This is a genomic window from Bacteroidia bacterium (assembly GCA_027493955.1).
Classification (GTDB): Bacteria; Bacteroidota; Ignavibacteria; order SZUA-365; family SZUA-365; genus JAOSJT01.
Window position 1 is genome coordinate 3,657,366 of record JAOSJT010000001.1, and the last position, 16,623, is coordinate 3,673,988.

The following is a 16,623-nucleotide window of genomic DNA, read 5'->3' on the forward strand; positions in this document are numbered from 1 at the left end:
TGTATTTCCGTCAAATTTTTTCGTACTTTTTTATGATTTGGAGTATCCGAATTAAAAAAATCTATGCTTCATGTAGCCAACAGCATCGCCGAGGTCATACTTCCCATACTGTATGTGGTCACCACGTACATGTATGCGGTCACGTTTTTCGGGAATGAGCCAATATCCGAGCGCTGGAAATCGCGCGCGCTGTTTCTGACGACTTTCGTGCATTTCATGTATGTGGGTCTTCATACAGCCGAGTACAGCCGCTGCATGGTGACCACGCCGTTCGAAATTATGTCGCTGATCGCTTTCACGCTCACGCTCACCTACACCATTATCGAACTGCGCACGGGGGAGAAAGGGACGGGCCTGTTCATCCTTTCGCTGGCCACGCTGTTTGAACTGACGTCCACCGTGGTGATGAAGCTGACGGAGGCGGGCGTCGCCAATCCCGTGCTGTCCAATATGGCCATCGGTTTGCATGTGACGCTGGCGATATTCGGTTATGCGGGCTTTGCGCTTAGCGCCATGCACAGCGTGATGTATCTGCTGATGTACCGCGAGCTCAAACGCGGAAACTTCGGCGCGGCCTACCGCAACCTGCCGAGTCTGGAGGGCCTGGAGCAGATGACGATTGTGCCGGCCGTGGCGGGCTTCGTCTTTCTCACGGCATCCATAGTGATTGGCGGCGTGTGGTTGCCGAAGCTGTTCGAAGATTTCTCCTGGTTCGATCCCAAACTGCTATCAACGGCTGTGGTGTGGCTGCTGTACCTTGCGCTGCTTTTCGCGCGGTATGTATTGCGAGTGGACGGAAAGCGCATCGTCATGCTGTCTCTGTACGGCTTTGCCGGTATTGTGCTCTCACTGACGATTGTAAACGTGTTTTTGAGCGATTTCCACAGGTTTTTGTAAGTCATGGCACCGACACAGGCAATGTTGCGCATATTAGGATTGAAGAAAGGGCGACAGGCATGATTTTCGCGGTCGGGGTCAATCATCACACCGCGTCGGTGCAGGTGCGGGAATGCCTGCATTTGTCGGATGAGGAAATCGTGCACTTCCTTGAACGCCATCACGGGACGCTGTTTCGTGAAGCGGCCATCGTCTCCACCTGCAACCGGACCGAACTGTATGCCGTCCCCGCCGAGGATCACATCGATGGCGATGCGCTCATTCACGCGTTGCGCGAGACACGTCCCGCAGAGCAACTGCACGATTCGAAATTTTTCCGCCTGTTCAGCTGCGGGGCGGTGACGCATCTGTTCAAAGTCGCCTCGGCCACGGATTCGCAAATCCTGGGCGACATGCAGATTCTGAATCAGGTGAAAACCTCCTACGAGCTGGCGATGAAAGCCGGTACCGTGGGCAATGTGCTGAGCCACATGTACATGGGCGCGCTGCATGCCGGCAAGCGCGTTCGCAGCGAAACGGCTATCGGTATCGGCGCAGTGTCAGTGAGCTTTGCGGCCGTGGATCTGGCGCGAAAGATTTTCTCCGATCTGCATCGCAAACAGGTACTTATCATCGGCAGCGGCGAAACCAGCGTCCTGGCCGCACGCCATTTGCTGAGCAAGGGTGTGGAGCAGCTGAGCATCACCAACCGCACCTATGAAAACGCCCGACCCTTCGCCGATGAGATCGGTGCGCGAATGATACGCTTCGAGAGCTTTCCGGACATGCTGCATGAATTCGACATGATCGTCAGCGCCACCGCGTCACCTGTGCCTGTCGTGACCTACGACTCCGTAAAGGCGGCGATGCGCAAGCGGCAGAATCGACCGCTGCTGATTCTCGATCTCGCCGTGCCGCGTGATGTGGATCCGCGCATCAACGAATTGCCCAGTGTATTTCTGCGAGATCTCGATTCCATCCAAAGTATCATCGATCAGAATCTCGAACAGCGGCGGCAGCAGATACCGAAAGCTGACGCCATCGTGACCGAGGAAGTGGTCAACTTCTTTCTCTGGTACAACACGCTGGACGCCGCGCCCACTATACAGCAGTTGCGCGAGAAATTCGAGCAGGTACGCGCCATGGAAGTAGATCGCTACCGAAACAAGATCGACGATACCTCTCTGGAGCTAGTAGAGACGCTGACGAGGCGCATCATCAACAAACTGCTGCATCCGACCATGGTGTCCATACGCAAACCCGCGTACGACAGCAATGAATTCAGTTCGCGTCTGCAACTCGTCCGCGAGCTGTTCAATCTTGAAGAACAGAACACCGATACGACACGGGAGAATATCGAACAATGAGTAAACGCATCGTCATCGGCACCCGAGGCAGCGCGCTCGCGCTGTGGCAGGCGGAATATGTGCAGCGCGAGCTCAAGCGCCATCACAAAGGTTTACGTGTCGAACTGAACATCATCAAGACAAAAGGCGATAAAATCCTCGATCAGTCGCTATCCAAAATCGGCGACAAGGGATTGTTCACCCGCGAAATCGAGAATGCCTTGCTGGACGGCAGCGCTGATATCGCCGTGCACAGTCTGAAGGATTTACCCACGGAAACACCCTCCGGTTTACGCATTGCCGCTATTACCGAGCGTGAGACGGTGAACGACGCTCTGATCTCCACGAAGTGGAATTCCATCGCCGGGCTTCCTGAAGGAGCGGTGATAGCCACGGGCAGTCTGCGTCGCACCGCGCAGCTTTTGCATCTGCGGCCGGATCTGCGCATCATCGATATTCGCGGCAATCTGAACACACGCATGCAGAAATTCGATGCCTCGGACTGGGACGGTATGCTTCTTGCCTATGCGGGCGTCAAACGTCTCGGTTGGGAGCATCGCATCGCCCAGATCATACCCACCACGCTGTTGCTGCCCGCTGTGGGGCAGGGCGCCCTGGGCCTGGAAATTCGAGAAGACGACGACAAGACCGCCAGGCTGATCTCCTGCCTCCATCACGCTGAAACCGCCGCAGCAACCACCGCCGAACGCAGTCTGCTGCGCGCACTCGAAGGCGGTTGCCAGATTCCCATAGGTGCCTTCGCTCGTCTTGAGCGCGGCCGCTTGCTGCTCGATGCCATGGTTGCTTCCATTGACGGCACGGTGCGTCTGGACACGCGCGGCAGCACAGGCGATCAGGCAAAAGCGCAAGCGCTGGGCACGCGCGTGGCAGACAAACTGCTCGCCAACGGAGCACGCGAAATACTGCATGCCATCCGGGGAGGGCAATCCTGAACCATGGGTGAGCGGATCGTCACAGTGCTCAACACGCGCCCCGAGCCGGGCGATTTTGACGATGCGCTTCAGGCGCGCGGTTTGGGCTGCATTCATCTGCCGATGATACGGATCGCCGATCCGGAATCCTGGGATGCGCTTGACGCGGCGGTTGATCGCATGGGACAGTGGGATGGTGTGCTTCTGACCAGTGCAAACGCAGTGCGGTACTTCCTGCGACGCTTGGAAGAGCGCATGTTGGACGTTACGGACCTTCCTCCGGTGCACCTGATCGGCTTGAAAACGGCAGCGGTGGCCAGGCGGGGAGGACTGCTAACCGCGTCGATTTCGGAAGCGGCATATGGCAGTGCAATGGCGGCGGATTTGCCGGATGTGGCCGGAAGACATTTTCTTCAGCCCTGCTCGGATATTGCGCGCGACGAAGTTCTCACCGGTGTGCTGGACCGCGGTGGCCAGGTGCAGCAAGTGCCCGTGTACCGGATACTGGGACCCGAAGCTGAGATCGTCAACCGTCTCCGCGCTCTCCACGCAGAAAACGGTTACGACTGGGCGGCGTTTTTTTCACCTTCGGCCGTGCGGTATTTCATCGCGGCGCTGCCGGAGTTCCTGAGCGATCCCCGGCCCGTTGCCGTCATTGGCGAAACCACCGCCGTCGCCGCGAGCGCGCTCGGTGTACATGTGGATCTCGTTGCGCATGCGCAGAGTGCGGAAGCGTTGGCGGATGCGCTGGCAGAGCGCGCAGCTCGCAGCGCAGAGCGGAGAGCATAGAGCACGAACGTGCAAGTCGAGCATGTGTGCAACAAATTGGAGTGTGTACCGGTACGCAGAAACCCGGAACAGGAGTTGTGTTTTTTTCGAGAGAAGGGCTCTCCGCTCTTCGCACTCCGCTTCCCAATCACAGAACCGATAACCACCATAACGACAGACTATGTCCCAAATCACGAACGATCTTCTTCTCCGCGCCGCGAGGCGTGAATACACGGAGCGCACTCCTGTCTGGATGATGCGGCAGGCAGGGCGTTATCTCCCGGAATACCGGGCTGTGCGCGCGAAGGCCGATTTTCTCACCCTGTGCAAAACTCCCGAGCTGGCCGCCGAGGTCACCATTCAACCCGTTGACATCGTCGGTGTGGACGCGGCCATCATTTTCTCCGACATCCTTGTTGTGCCTGAAGCCATGGGTATGGAACTTCTCGTCGAAGAAGGCAAGGGCGGGCCGCGCTTCCCATCGCCTCTGCGGAGCATGGCCGACATCGCAGCACTCAATGTTGACGGCGCCGCGGATCGGCTCCAGTACGTGTACGACGCGCTTGCGCTGACAAAGCGGGAGCTGAACAATCGTGTGCCGCTCATCGGCTTTGCCGGGGCGCCGTGGACGCTGGCCTCGTATGCGGTGGAAGGTGGCGGGTCGAAGAATTTCGAAACGATCAAGACCTTGCTCTACAATCAGCCGGATGTGATGCACGCTCTCTTGTCAAAACTCGCCGATGTCGTGTCGGAATATCTTGTGCGACAGACGCAGAACGGTGCCGACATCGTGCAGATTTTCGATACCTGGGCGGGTGCGATGAGCAAGGACGCATTCCTGGAATTTTCCCTTCCCTACATCATGCAGATTGTCGAGCATGTGAAAGCGCACAGCGACGTTCCGGTGACGGTATTCGCGAAGGGCGCGAATTCGTCACTGCCCGAACTCGCCACCTGTGGCTGCGACGTTGTCGGACTGGACTGGACGGTGGACATCGGCGAAGTACGTTCGAGCATCGGTCAGTATGCCGCGCTGCAGGGTAATCTCGATCCCGTGGCGCTCTATTCCTCGCCCGAAAGCATACGAGCGGAAGTACGACGGATTCTCGAGTGGTATGGCAACAATCCGGGCCACATTTTCAATCTCGGTCACGGCATTCTCCCGACGGTGCCGGTGGAACATGCGAAAGCGATGATAGACGCGGTAAAAGAAATTTCCGTGGAAATCCGGGACGAAGAAAACGCATAATCAGAATTCGACACGAAAGGACAGGCATGAGTACGGCAATACATCAGTTTGACGGCATCGACACCGCGTTGCTGCAAAAATACTCGCGGCCGGGTCCGCGCTACACCAGCTATCCCACGGCGCCGGTGTTCTCCGCCGAATTCACTTCGGACGATTACCTCGCCGAAATACGCCGTACCAACAGCGGAGCTACGCTCCCGCCGCTGTCGCTGTACTTCCATATCCCCTTTTGCGACACGCTGTGTTATTTCTGCGGCTGCAACATGATGATTACCCGCGACCGCGAGAAAATCAACAACTATGTGCAGTATGTGAAAAAGGAGCTGGACCTCCTGCGTCCGCTGATACGTGAAGACCGTCCCGTTTCGCAGATCGCCTGGGGGGGCGGTACGCCCACCTATCTGCATCCCGATGAAATCCATGATCTCGCACAGCACACAAGGCGCCTCTTCCCTCTGGCGGAAGATGTGGAAGCGGGGGTGGAAATCGATCCGCGGGAAATGACGCGCGATCATCTCATCGCCCTGAAAGAAGGCGGCTTCAATCGGATTTCCATGGGCGTGCAGGACTTCAATCCCGCCGTACAGAAAGCGGTGAACCGTATTCAGCCCGAGGACATGACACGCGAGGTGCTGGACTGGGCGCGTGACCTCGGCTTCGGGAGCATCAACCTCGATTTGATTTATGGGCTTCCGCATCAAACGGTGCAGACCTTCGAGGAAACCCTGGAGCGCATTATCGACATCGATCCCGATCGTATCGCCGTGTTCAACTACGCTCATGTCCCCTGGCTCAAAAAACACATGGGCCTCATCCGTCCGGAGGACCTCCCGACACCGGAGGAAAAACTCCGTATTACTGTACGCACCATCGAAATGCTGAACGCGGCGGGGTATGTGTACGTCGGCATGGATCATTTCGCGAAACCCGACAATGAGCTGGCGGTGGCGCAGCGCAACAAATCGCTGTACAGGAATTTCCAGGGGTACACCACGCATGCCGGTGCGGATCTCTACGGCTTCGGCATCACCAGCATCGGTCAGTTCGACCGCATGTACGCGCAAAACGTCAAGACGCTGCCGGAGTACTACGCGGCCATAGACGCCGGGAAACCCGCCACGCATGTGGGATATCGTCTGTCCGACGATGATCTGTTGCGCCGCGATGTGATCATGACGTTGATGTGCGACTTTGCGCTCGACAAACGCGCGGTGGAACGGCGCTACGGTATTCTGTTCGACGAGTATTTCGCGGACGTTCCCGAACGCCTGCGGGAACTGGTTGACGACGGCCTGGTGACCATCACGTCGGATGCAATCACCGTCAACGGCATGGGTATATTGGTCATTCGCAATGTGGCCATGGCTTTCGATGCATATCTCGCAGCGCAGATGGAGAAACCCATATTTTCCAAAACCGTATAGCGCCTGCGAAATACGCGCGGTCGATGGATGTTCACGCGCAGAGGCCTTTGAGCATGGTTCTGCGAGGTCTGTCGTTCCGTCTGTGCGGCGACAGAGCGCAACGAATGCAGCGGGGCGGTGGAGTTTCGCAGGGCGTCGCGTTGCTCCGGGACTGGCGCGGGGTGTATATTCAAAGCATGGAAACGAAGTGGACATACAGCGTATGAGCGACCTCTACGAAAGCGTCATGCGCGCATACGAAGAGAAGAAGTACGAAGAAACGGCCTCCCGCTACGTCGAGGCACTGGAAATGATCACCGATACCGGACGCCGGGAAGAACTGCTTTTTCGTGCTGCGGCGGCTCTCGATGCACTCGGAAGGTATGCCGAAGCCCTGGCTGCGTTGAAAGAGGTTCTGGAGAGCAATCCGGAATCCGCCCGCACCTGGAACAACGTCGGCATCATCTGTATGAAGCTGGACCGGCAAGATGACGCGCGGGAGGCGTTCGAAACCGCGTATCGTCTCGACAACGCCAAGGCGGCGCCGCTGATCTCCCTCGGTTCGCTGGCGCTCAAGCGCAGCGATCCCGGTAATGCGCTCGAGTATCTTCAGGCGGCGGTTGACATTGAACCCGGCAATCCACTCGTACACGCCAATCTTGCACTCACACTTGCGGTATTCGGCAGATTGGAAGAAGCCGAGGACGCCCTGCGGCTCGCCGTTCTGTACGGTTTCGAACAAGCCGAACCCATCACCGAACGGATAGACGCTCTGAAGCTCATTCGTGACGCCATGCGTTCACATGATGCCGCTGCAGAGGCGACGCCGGGCACGGAAGACCAAATATCGGCCTCATCGCCCCGAAACGATCCGGATACGCTCGCACGGCTCGAGCGCGATATGTACGCCTTGGCCGAACGTCGCTTCGTCCGCCGGGAAAACGATGCCGGCATCATGGCATCAATGAGCAGTCTGCGTTCCGTCATACGCAGCGTCCGGCGCGAGCTTGGCATGCCCGAAGTGCTGGAAAGCGACACCTGCGCGGGTGTCAATTATATGGAAGAAGATGCACCTGCGGGTTCTGGAGAGTAAGCTCCCATTTCCTTGCCTTTTCGCTCCGGGCGATGTACTTTGCACATTACCCTGAGTCTCAATCAATAACTAACGAATTCACGCGGTGAATAAAGCGAGTATCGGCATCGGAGCGGTCATGCTGGCAGCAGCAGCCGTATTCATTTATTTCGACGATCCCCTCTACATACGAATTATCGCCGGCGTCATCTTTGTCGCAGGGGCGTTCCTGCTCTACCAAACATTATCCGGTACGGTGGGAGCCACCGAAATTGAAGCCGATGCCGCTGATGATCCGCAGGCGGAAGCACCGCGGAGTGCCGAGGCGAGCACCGAAACTTCCGCACAGTATGCGGAAGTCCCTCCCTTGTCCGGCGTGGATTCTCCCCCTGCGATCCCGCAGGAATTGTACCGTTTCGATCTTGAGGCGCTTCCGCAGGATGATCCGCGGGCGGAATTCGATTACCTGACGAATCGTCTGCTGCGGGTTCTGAAAGAGCATATTCTCGCGCACACTGTGGGACTCTACTGGATCAACATGGACAGGGAGCAGATCATCATTGGCGAGTTCGTGACGGATAGCCGGAATTTCACCACCGCACGCCGACTTGGACTCGGAGCCGATTTGCTCAGCCGCATCGCGCGCGTGGAAAAGCCCGAAATCGTGTCCGAAGTGAGCCACAGTTCCGAATCCGACGTGGCCATCTATTATGATTCACCGGAAGGAATACGGTCCATCGTGGGCGTGCCGCTGTTTTTCAACGGCGAAATCGTGGCCGTCATTGCCGCCGACAGTCGTGCGGAAGATGCTTTCGGACTGGAGACTGTCGCAAGCATCGGAAGGGTAGGGGCATTGATCACGTTGTTGCTGGGCAGCTATACGCAGAAGCATGATCTCGCGGCCGACTCGCGCATGCTCGGCGTGCTCGACCGTATGCGCAAAGGATTCGAGGAAATTGAGGATTCGTACGGCATAGCGAATGTGGCCGCGAAAGCACTTACGGAAATCATGGACTGGGATTACGTTGCGGTGATTCTTCAGAATCCCGAGACGCAACAATGGGCTGTGGTGCGCAGTCTGTCGCGGGCGGCAAACCTTCCCTACGTCGCAGAAGGTGTCAAGGTGCAACTGGAACATTCCGTCCTCCGACCCGCACTCGACAGTCCTGAAGGAATTATCATAGATGCGCCCGCCCCACCCGTGTATCGTTTTCATGAAAAGGAAGTGATCAATTCATTCGGACAGATCTGCGCGGTTCCGCTTGTGAGCAAGCACTCCTGGTACGGATTGCTGGTCGTGGAGTATCGCGAAACGCATCAGTATGCGAAGCAGGATCTGAACATCATGCGGCGTATCGCTCTGCAGGCCACCATGGCGTTGGAAGTCGCCCGTTTACACGAACTGACACGAAAAAATTTGCTTATTGACGAGGTGACGCACACGTCCAGCCGTACATTGCTGCTGAGGCGGCTCGCCGAGGAACAGGAACGCATCAAGGCCTACGGCGGTACAGCAGTGTTTTTTCTCGTTGCGCTCGATCAACCGGACGAGCTGTTGCAGCGTCACGGCAGGCACGAAATAGACGCCATGCTCAAGCGCATCGCTGAAGGCCTGCGCGAACATCTGCGCGGCTTCGACGTCTTCGGCCGTTTCAATGGCACCTCGTTCGGGTTGTTGCTGCTGCATTCTTCACCGGAGGACGCATATCTTCGCGGTGAAAAAATACGCAAACATATTGCCGGCAGTGTGCAATCGCACGCCGGTGTCACCTATTCGGCTTCCGTGAGCATCGCCGGCTGTACCATGAGCCAGAGCACGGACATAGACAGCATGCTGCGCCTTGCCCGACAGGCGATGGACAGAGCGGTATCGGATGGCGGAAATTGTGTGAAAGTCGTGTAACGACGCGCATAGCCGCTACACGCACACCAGTCCGCGACCTTCGCTATTGCTTTGAGACTTGATTGAAATTGTCAGAGAGACGGTGCATATTACAGCTTGGTCTTTCCGGCCTGTTTCATTTCAGGCATCAGGAAGGTCCGCTCCGGATGAGGATGAGCATACCCGAGCAGACTCCCGGGAAAACAGGCTCTCCTTCGTAACCCTGCTCCGGAGGACGAAGAGAGTACAGCGTAGTGGAATTTCTTTGCACGTGCAAATGTTGCCTCCTTTGCGGGCAACTGCTGCATGTGTCCGCATTGTGCGCTCTGCAGTCACGCAATTCAGTACACTTCATATTCAGGTGACAGATTGAGGATCTCGAAACAGTACACCAACCGCGAAAGCCAATCGCTGGACAAATATCTCCAGGAAATCGGCAAGGTTGATCTGTTGACGCCGGACGAGGAGATCGAGCTGGCCAAAAAGATCAAAGCCACCGGTCCCGGCTCACAACTTGCTCTCGAAAAGTTGACGAAAGCAAACCTTCGTTTTGTGGTTTCCGTGGCGAAACAGTATCAGAATCAGGGGCTTTCGCTGGGGGATCTCATCAACGAAGGCAACCTCGGTTTGATCAAGGCGGCGAAACGCTTTGACGAAACCCGCGGTTTCAAGTTCATTTCCTATGCCGTGTGGTGGATTCGCCAGAGCATTCTCCAGGCATTGGCCGAACAGTCCCGCATCGTGCGACTGCCGCTCAACCGCGTGGGTGCGCTCAACAAAATCGGCAAGAAATTCAGCGAACTCGAACAGAGCTACGAGCGCGAACCAAGCGCGAGCGAGCTCGCCGAGGAACTGGATATGACGCTGTTCGAGGTTGCCGATACGCTGAAAATCAGCGGAAGGCACATTTCCGTGGATGCACCGTTCGCGCAGGGTGAGGATAACCGCCTCCTGGACGTGATTCAGGACGACCGCCAACCGCATCCGGACAACACGCTCATGACCGAATCGTTGCGCGTGGAAGTTCGTCGCGCCCTCGCCACACTCAGTGAACGCGAGGCCGAGGTCATCCGTCTGTACTTCGGTCTGGACCGCGACCACTCACTCACGCTCGAAGAAATCGGTGAGAAATTCAATCTCACGCGTGAACGTGTTCGTCAGATCAAGGAAAAGGCCATCAGGCGGCTGCGCCACGCCTCCAGAAGCAAACAGCTTCGCTCCTATCTCGGATAGCACGCAAGACGCAGAATTCGCAGAAAAGACAGAGCACGCAGAATTTGGAGCGCAGAATTCGTGAATTGAGCAATTACCGACTCGGTTGGCAGCTCCTCCTTCTGGTGGTTCATTGAATGCTCAGAAATAGGGCGTTAGGACGAGCCCAGGGCCTCGCAGGCTACGAGACGGAGAGTAGGGCAAAAATCCGTCCATGCACAGATGCGTGTATTGAGATTGGCGCCGGCAAAGCATATTATTGAATCCTGTGTTTGCCGTTGTTCCACCTTGGAGATCCGCATGAAGAGAGTACCGCTACCGTTATCCGAGAAATTCACTATTCACGCCGTCGCACTGCTGAACAAAGTACATCAAGAGAAGCAGCGCAGTATCAGGGACGTTCAGCTTGACACAATATTGCTGGCACGGTCCAGAAATTTCTCGGTGAAACATGCCGATGAACAATCGCTCTTGCGACGCATCGGTTTCTGACGGCTTACTCATCATCATTTTATGGCCGGTGCTCGCACCGGCTTTTTTATGCACTGCCTCCGTTGCGCAGGCAGCATCTTTGTCGCGCTGTCGCGTAATCCGTACCTTGAAGAGTAGTTTTATGAGAAAAGGAGATACCTCGTGTCTGTCGTAACATGTTCCCGCTGTGGCCAGGAAAAAGAAGCCGTGGTCAAAACAGCATTCTTTCGGGGAAGCGTACGCGATTCCCTGCGCGCCCATGCCTGTCAGGATTGCTGGAACGAGTGGATCAAGATGCAGATTATGTTGATCAACGAATATCGGCTCAATCTCATGGATCCGAAATCCGATGACTTTCTTAACAAGCAAGTCCTCGCTTTTTTCAACATAGAGGGTGGTGGCGATGTGGCGAAAGTGGAGTACGTGCCACCCTCGCAGTAGACCGAGCGGGCACGCACCCGGGTGGGTGCAAAAGGAAAGCGAGCCGGTCACGCGAAAGCGGGATCGGCTCGCTGTACAAGATTACTTGCCTTGCTTCTGTGGGCCCTGCCGGACTTGAACCAGCGACCAACGGATTATGAGTCCGCCGCTCTAACCAACTGAGCTAAGGGCCCGTGGGAACATCTAATGTAGCATGAATGCGGTGTAAATGCAATCTCGACAAAGCATCGCTGTTTGGCACATCGCTGTTTGGACCGGTGGTCGGGTCCGCCGCGTTCAGCCATCGGTTCCGGAATGTACATTGCACTCGCTGTACGCTCGGTACGGCAACGTGGACTGTCTCCATTCAAAGCGGGACGTTAGCCCATCCCCAAACCCCCTTCCCGAAGGCAAATGTGTGACTTCACGAAGTCCACGTCCGGTTGCGGTGGCATCCGGATACCGATTCCGGCATTGCGGATTGCCGGAGGTTTGAGTACTTTTATTCTTTGGAGCACGAGAGATTTTCAGTCAAGGAGCATCAATGTCAGAGCAACCGACGCTTGAAACCCAGATCGAAGAAGTTATCAACACCTATATCCGGCCGTACATCGAGGCCGACGGCGGCAGCATCACCTTTGTCGAAATGCGGGACAATACCGTGTTCGTGGAACTCGCCGGTGCCTGCGGCACTTGTCCCTCCGCGCAGATGACGCTGAAGGGCGGCGTGGAAACCATTCTCAAACGCCGCTTCCCGGAGATTCAATCAGTGGAACTCGCCCGCTCGGCGAATCCCTATCTGGCGTAAACACACGAACGTCCTCGCGGTACGCCGCGATGGAAATCCCTTGCCATGATGCGTGATCAGATCGGCCCTTCGGCATCACGCAGGGACCGCTGCTTTCAACAAGCTTCTCCGTCGCTTCGACGATAACCGAGTGGCCCCTCGACGAAGCGCAGAGACCGAAACCACCGGGCTCGGTGTCATACCCGAATTGAGCGGGTGTCCTCTTGGGAGGAATGGTTTCCGGACGCAGAGTGACATCATCCGCTGTGCAGCTGACTGTCCCAGGAGAAAAACTATGCGTCAGATATTTTTCGTCCTCATCCTGATTTTTCTCCTCGCACCGGTGCTGCCCGCGCAACCGGCGCAATTGAAGTATGGCCATAAACCAGCGGACTTCGACGGCACGCAGCGGCCAACGGAGCAGGCGGCGGAGCTGCAGCAGCCGCTGGAACTGCGCTACCCGGAGGCAGCCGCATCCCGCAACATCGAAGGCGTGGCCATCGTCGCAGCCTGGATTGACGAGAAGGGATATGTCGCGTACGCCGAAGTCACAAAAGGCAGCGGCTATGGTATGTTGGACAGCGCCGCATTGGATGCGGTTGTTGCCGGTGATTTCAAGGCAGCGAAGAGATCCGGCTTGCCTGTCGCTTCCCGTGTAAGCATTCCGGTGGAGTTTCGCCTGCGGAGAGTGAGCGACGAATACGATGCGGCGAAATCCAGCGAGGAGCTCGAAAAGGAGCGTGAGGAATTGCGGCGGGCAAAGGAAATGCTCGAAGCCGAACAGCGGCAGCTGGAAGAGGAATTGCGGCGCCTCAAGGAACAGCAGGAACAAAAAAAGAAGTGACAGACGCCGATACTCGTTATCCCACAGGCGTCTGTCACTCCTCCCTCAACGCAGCTCAACGATACAATTTCGTTTCAACGCAGCAGCACCAAACGGCGTGTCACCCGCTGATCTCCGGCATGGACATGCAGCAGATACAATCCGGGCGTCTTCGGTACGACGCGGAAGGTCATGCTCTGCGTGCCGGCCGGAAGTACACCGAGTTCCTCCGCTTGCGCTACCTCGCGGCCGAGGAGATCTGTGACGTTGTATCGCACCGATGCTGCATGACTCATGTGGATATCCACCATGGCGACCTGTCCGGCACGCAGCGGGGAAGGATGTGGCATGCCGACGGAGAACTGCATGGCAGCTGGTGCCGCTGAAACGGTAGTGGAAAGGTGTACTCGGAAGTACTGGAACACTGCGGTGGTTGGAACACGGCTTGCCGCCATGCCATCGCCGTTTGCCGCCTGAAGTCCGACCATCGCAGGACGCGAAGGAAATGCGATGCTCTGTTGTGCGAAGTGCTTCCAGTCCTTGCCGTCGAGACTCCAGGAAGCGCGAAATGCGCCGTCTTTCAGTATGCTCAGCATCAGTTTACACATCATCGGTTGCGATGACGAGGCATACACAAACTGTGTCACTCCGGCCACCTCCCACTCCAGCCAAATGTCGTCGTGCCCGTCGTAAATCCCGCGCGAGACACGGATGTAGTTGTCGTCGTCGATGTAGTACAAAATGCCGGCATTTCTGTACTCGTAATACGGATCGAAACCAAGTTCAGTCTCGAAAGACACATCGCTCGTCCGGGTGACGGGCTGCAGCAGCATGTTCCGGACGTTGTTGAAGAGCACTCCGTTCAATGCGCCGGCCTGCGTATACATGACGAGTGCATCCTGTTGCATTTTCCATCGCGACGCGTCCTCGCGCAGCCAGGTCCACGCGGAAATCGGCCGGTCACTGTCGAATTCATCCGACGTCTGAGACAGCACGGTGAGCGGCAGGAGCAGCAGAACGAGTGCCAGCATGTGTATCCGTTTCATGATTCTCCTCCTGTGAAAAGGATTTTTGTTGATGTATTCACCCATGGCAAGGCAACCATGGCGAATCGGTACGTATGGATGACACATGAAACGAAAAAGAATTCCCTCAGAAGAGCGCTTCGGAGATTTTTTTTTCCCGAAGGGGCCTGTTTACCCTCTCACACGCGGGTGGGGGCGATCCGTTACAGAAATTTCCGTCGTCGTCCCCTCCGGAATGCATTACATCAGAAGATGAATTTCCTTATACTACCACGTTTGTGATTTTCAATGTCCACAGTGCCGCCTGATCATCCGAAAAGCAAGGACGGATCGCTTATGCCTTTTGCCACAATGTCGTTCAGAAAGATTTTTCCTCTCGTACTTCCTTTTCTGCTCATCGAGCTTGCGGCGGGGCAGCCGCTGTCCGTGGATATACACAGTGTCGATTTCAGTGGGTTGCCGCGCGTATCCTTCAAACTGTGTGTCGAGCGAGACGGGGAGATACTTCGCGGCCTGACGAGCGGAAATTTCTTTCTTACGGAAAACGGTGTTCCCCGTTCCCTGTCCGTGCGCTGCCCTGATAAAGCGGACATCAATTCCGTGGTCCTGGTGCTCGACAATAGTGGGTCCATCTTCGCCGCCATGCCGAAGCTCATCGAGGCCTCCAAGCAGCTTGTGGACAGTCTCGGTCCCAACGACGAAGCGGCGATCATCACTTTCGGTCGTGACGTGCGCATGGTGCAGAACTTCACAACCGACAAGGATCTGCTCAAGACGGTACTCAATGCCATGGTGGCCAGTGGCGGCACCGCGCTGTTCGATGCGAGCTATATGGGTGTGGAGGAACTGTCCTTTCGTGCCGGGAACCGCCATGCGGTCATCATCACTGACGGCGAGGACAATCTCTCTTCCCGAACGGACGATGAAGTGATAGCATTGGCAAATCTCACGAATTCCAAGCTGCACACCATCGCTTTTGACATAGCTCCGGAATACCGTGATCTGATGGAACGCATGGCCGTGCAAACAGGGGGAGCGCACTTTTTCGTATCGCGTCCCGGCGACTTACCGACGGTGTATGCGACCATTGCGGCGTTGATCACAGAGCCCTGCTGCATAGGTGAATACACCACGGCGGATTGTGTGGACACGTTACGGAACCTGTTCGTGCGGGTTGTCGAAGGTTCCGACACCGCGGTCGCGCAGTTGCAGGTGGTCAGTCCGTCGAGGGCCGACCGCATGGCCATCTGGGTGGATGTGCCGGACGAACTGACACCGCTGGCCACCGACTATGGCTTCGTGCACATCAGTCCGGCGCCCTCGCGGGAAATTGCGCTGACGATGAGTTTCGTTCTGGATTATGACCAGAAACTCGTGGATGTACCGCTGCTGCCCTTCAGTCTCGGGACCATCACGCAGAACCAGATCGTGAAAATGGAACGTCTCGCTCCGGGTGCAACGCGATTTACTCTGAACCGCATCATTCCGGCTTTGGCAACATCGCTTGTCGTCGGATTTCCGATAAAAGCCTTGGTGGCGGACAGCAGCCGCCGCGTGGGATTCAGCATACGAGATATCCAAATCGAGGGATGTCCGGCAACCTTCAGCACGGCCACGGACTCCACGCTGATTTGCCAGTGTTTCCGGGCGTTGCAGGTGGGATTGGACTCACTGCGCTTGTACGCCGCCGACGAACCGTTCACGGTGCCGGTAGTCATTCGAGGTGGTCTGGAAAACGGTCTTACCATGACGGCGGACCTGAGTCTGCTGCTCCCGACGGGTTCGGCATTTCTTGGTGTGGTGGAAGGCGATGTCATGGAGAGCGGTGCCGTACAATGGCGGCAGCTGGGTGATACGCTGCATGTGTCCGTCCGCTCCGCACTCCCGAGAGACACGTCGGGGACGTTGCTGCTGCTGTCCTTTGGTGGCAATCCGAATAAAACTCCGCAGACACATCGCATACGCGTCTTGTTCACGGAACTCTGGCAGCGTTGCTGCCCGCTTGACGGCGAGCTTCCGGAAATCACGGTCATGCAAGACGGTCGGTGTGAATTTTTTGTCCGTCGCATCAGCAGCGGGCTTCAGGTGCGCAGCGCACCCAATCCGTTGCTTCCCGGTGCGCCCGCGAACCTGATACTGACGATTCCGGACGGCCGGGACATGGAAGATGTCCACATTCGGTTGCTCGACATGCAAGGGCGGCCGCTCAAGACACTGCTGCACGGCGCAGTGCCCGGCGGCGGTCTGCGCGTGCGTTTCGACCTGGAAGGGTTGCCGGCCGGACGCTACCTCGTGGCCGCCGAGGCGCGCGGGGTTTTGTACAGTACTCCCGTCGTGTTGTTGCGATGACGTCGTTT

General features: G+C 56.8%; 14 protein-coding genes and 1 tRNA gene. 12 read left to right on the plus strand and 3 right to left on the minus strand.

Annotated features, from left to right (window positions below; all coding sequences use genetic code 11):
* Window positions 1-63: 63 nt before the first annotated feature.
* The 9 genes from M5R41_13980 (at window position 64) to M5R41_14020 (ending at window position 10,761) form a co-directional block, all read left to right on the plus strand.
* Window positions 64-897 carry a cytochrome c biogenesis protein gene (locus tag M5R41_13980; GenBank protein MCZ7557504.1) on the plus strand — a complete coding sequence of 278 codons (834 nt, stop codon included), beginning with the start codon at window positions 64-66 and terminating at the stop codon, window positions 895-897.
* Between the two features lie 59 nt (window positions 898-956).
* A complete protein-coding gene (gene hemA, locus M5R41_13985; protein ID MCZ7557505.1) occupies window positions 957-2,243 on the plus strand; it encodes a glutamyl-tRNA reductase in 1,287 nt (428 codons plus the stop codon).
* Window positions 2,240-3,175 (plus strand): hydroxymethylbilane synthase, encoded by a 936-nt coding sequence (gene hemC, locus M5R41_13990; GenBank protein ID MCZ7557506.1) that lies wholly within the window; start codon window positions 2,240-2,242, stop codon window positions 3,173-3,175. The genes hemA and hemC overlap by 4 nt, the downstream gene beginning before the upstream one ends.
* A gap of 3 nt (window positions 3,176-3,178) precedes the next feature.
* Window positions 3,179-3,943, plus strand: a complete 765-nt coding sequence (locus M5R41_13995; GenBank protein ID MCZ7557507.1) for a uroporphyrinogen-III synthase — start codon at window positions 3,179-3,181, stop codon at window positions 3,941-3,943.
* A 160-nt stretch (window positions 3,944-4,103) separates the two neighbouring features.
* Complete coding sequence (gene hemE / locus M5R41_14000; GenBank protein ID MCZ7557508.1) at window positions 4,104-5,171, plus strand: uroporphyrinogen decarboxylase; 1,068 nt, start codon at window positions 4,104-4,106, stop codon at window positions 5,169-5,171.
* Between the two features lie 26 nt (window positions 5,172-5,197).
* Window positions 5,198-6,595 (plus strand): oxygen-independent coproporphyrinogen III oxidase, encoded by a 1,398-nt coding sequence (gene hemN, locus M5R41_14005; protein ID MCZ7557509.1) that lies wholly within the window; start codon window positions 5,198-5,200, stop codon window positions 6,593-6,595.
* Between the two features lie 187 nt (window positions 6,596-6,782).
* The gene (locus tag M5R41_14010) at window positions 6,783-7,667 is read left to right on the plus strand and encodes a tetratricopeptide repeat protein (protein MCZ7557510.1); all 885 of its coding nucleotides are present in this window, start codon (window positions 6,783-6,785) and stop codon (window positions 7,665-7,667) included.
* Window positions 7,668-7,785: 118 nt separating this feature from the next.
* Complete coding sequence (locus tag M5R41_14015; protein MCZ7557511.1) at window positions 7,786-9,549, plus strand: diguanylate cyclase; 1,764 nt, start codon at window positions 7,786-7,788, stop codon at window positions 9,547-9,549.
* Between the two features lie 285 nt (window positions 9,550-9,834).
* The gene (locus M5R41_14020; protein ID MCZ7557512.1) at window positions 9,835-10,761 is read left to right on the plus strand and encodes an RNA polymerase sigma factor RpoD/SigA; all 927 of its coding nucleotides are present in this window, start codon (window positions 9,835-9,837) and stop codon (window positions 10,759-10,761) included.
* A gap of 300 nt (window positions 10,762-11,061) precedes the next feature.
* Here M5R41_14020 and M5R41_14025 read toward each other — a convergent pair whose 3' ends face one another.
* Window positions 11,062-11,703, minus strand: coding sequence for a hypothetical protein (locus M5R41_14025; GenBank protein MCZ7557513.1), 642 nt, complete (start codon window positions 11,701-11,703; stop codon window positions 11,062-11,064).
* A 48-nt stretch (window positions 11,704-11,751) separates the two neighbouring features.
* Window positions 11,752-11,825, minus strand: a tRNA-Ile gene (locus M5R41_14030).
* A gap of 350 nt (window positions 11,826-12,175) precedes the next feature.
* Between M5R41_14030 and M5R41_14035 the strand changes: the two genes are divergently transcribed.
* Window positions 12,176-12,439, plus strand: coding sequence for a NifU family protein (locus tag M5R41_14035; GenBank protein MCZ7557514.1), 264 nt, complete (start codon window positions 12,176-12,178; stop codon window positions 12,437-12,439).
* 274 nt (window positions 12,440-12,713) lie between these two features.
* Window positions 12,714-13,262 (plus strand): energy transducer TonB, encoded by a 549-nt coding sequence (locus tag M5R41_14040; GenBank protein ID MCZ7557515.1) that lies wholly within the window; start codon window positions 12,714-12,716, stop codon window positions 13,260-13,262.
* A 74-nt stretch (window positions 13,263-13,336) separates the two neighbouring features.
* Here M5R41_14040 and M5R41_14045 read toward each other — a convergent pair whose 3' ends face one another.
* Window positions 13,337-14,287, minus strand: a complete 951-nt coding sequence (locus tag M5R41_14045; GenBank protein ID MCZ7557516.1) for a hypothetical protein — start codon at window positions 14,285-14,287, stop codon at window positions 13,337-13,339.
* A 315-nt stretch (window positions 14,288-14,602) separates the two neighbouring features.
* On the opposite strand from M5R41_14045, the gene M5R41_14050 reads away from it, so the two are divergent.
* The gene (locus M5R41_14050; GenBank protein ID MCZ7557517.1) at window positions 14,603-16,615 is read left to right on the plus strand and encodes a VWA domain-containing protein; all 2,013 of its coding nucleotides are present in this window, start codon (window positions 14,603-14,605) and stop codon (window positions 16,613-16,615) included.
* The last annotated feature ends 8 nt before the right edge of the window (window positions 16,616-16,623 follow it).

Coding starts and splice junctions, on each gene's coding strand:
- hemA (MCZ7557505.1), top strand. CDS start 957: ATGATTTTCGCGGTCGGGGTCAATCATCACACCGCGTCGGTGCAGGTG.
- M5R41_14020 (MCZ7557512.1), top strand. CDS start 9,835: ATGTGTCCGCATTGTGCGCTCTGCAGTCACGCAATTCAGTACACTTCA.
- M5R41_14015 (MCZ7557511.1), top strand. CDS start 7,786: ATGCTGGCAGCAGCAGCCGTATTCATTTATTTCGACGATCCCCTCTAC.
- M5R41_14050 (MCZ7557517.1), top strand. CDS start 14,603: ATGCCTTTTGCCACAATGTCGTTCAGAAAGATTTTTCCTCTCGTACTT.
- M5R41_14040 (MCZ7557515.1), top strand. CDS start 12,714: ATGCGTCAGATATTTTTCGTCCTCATCCTGATTTTTCTCCTCGCACCG.
- hemC (MCZ7557506.1), top strand. CDS start 2,240: ATGAGTAAACGCATCGTCATCGGCACCCGAGGCAGCGCGCTCGCGCTG.
- hemN (MCZ7557509.1), top strand. CDS start 5,198: ATGAGTACGGCAATACATCAGTTTGACGGCATCGACACCGCGTTGCTG.
- M5R41_13995 (MCZ7557507.1), top strand. CDS start 3,179: ATGGGTGAGCGGATCGTCACAGTGCTCAACACGCGCCCCGAGCCGGGC.
- M5R41_14035 (MCZ7557514.1), top strand. CDS start 12,176: ATGTCAGAGCAACCGACGCTTGAAACCCAGATCGAAGAAGTTATCAAC.
- M5R41_14045 (MCZ7557516.1), bottom strand. CDS start 14,287: ATGAAACGGATACACATGCTGGCACTCGTTCTGCTGCTCCTGCCGCTC.
- M5R41_13980 (MCZ7557504.1), top strand. CDS start 64: ATGCTTCATGTAGCCAACAGCATCGCCGAGGTCATACTTCCCATACTG.
- hemE (MCZ7557508.1), top strand. CDS start 4,104: ATGTCCCAAATCACGAACGATCTTCTTCTCCGCGCCGCGAGGCGTGAA.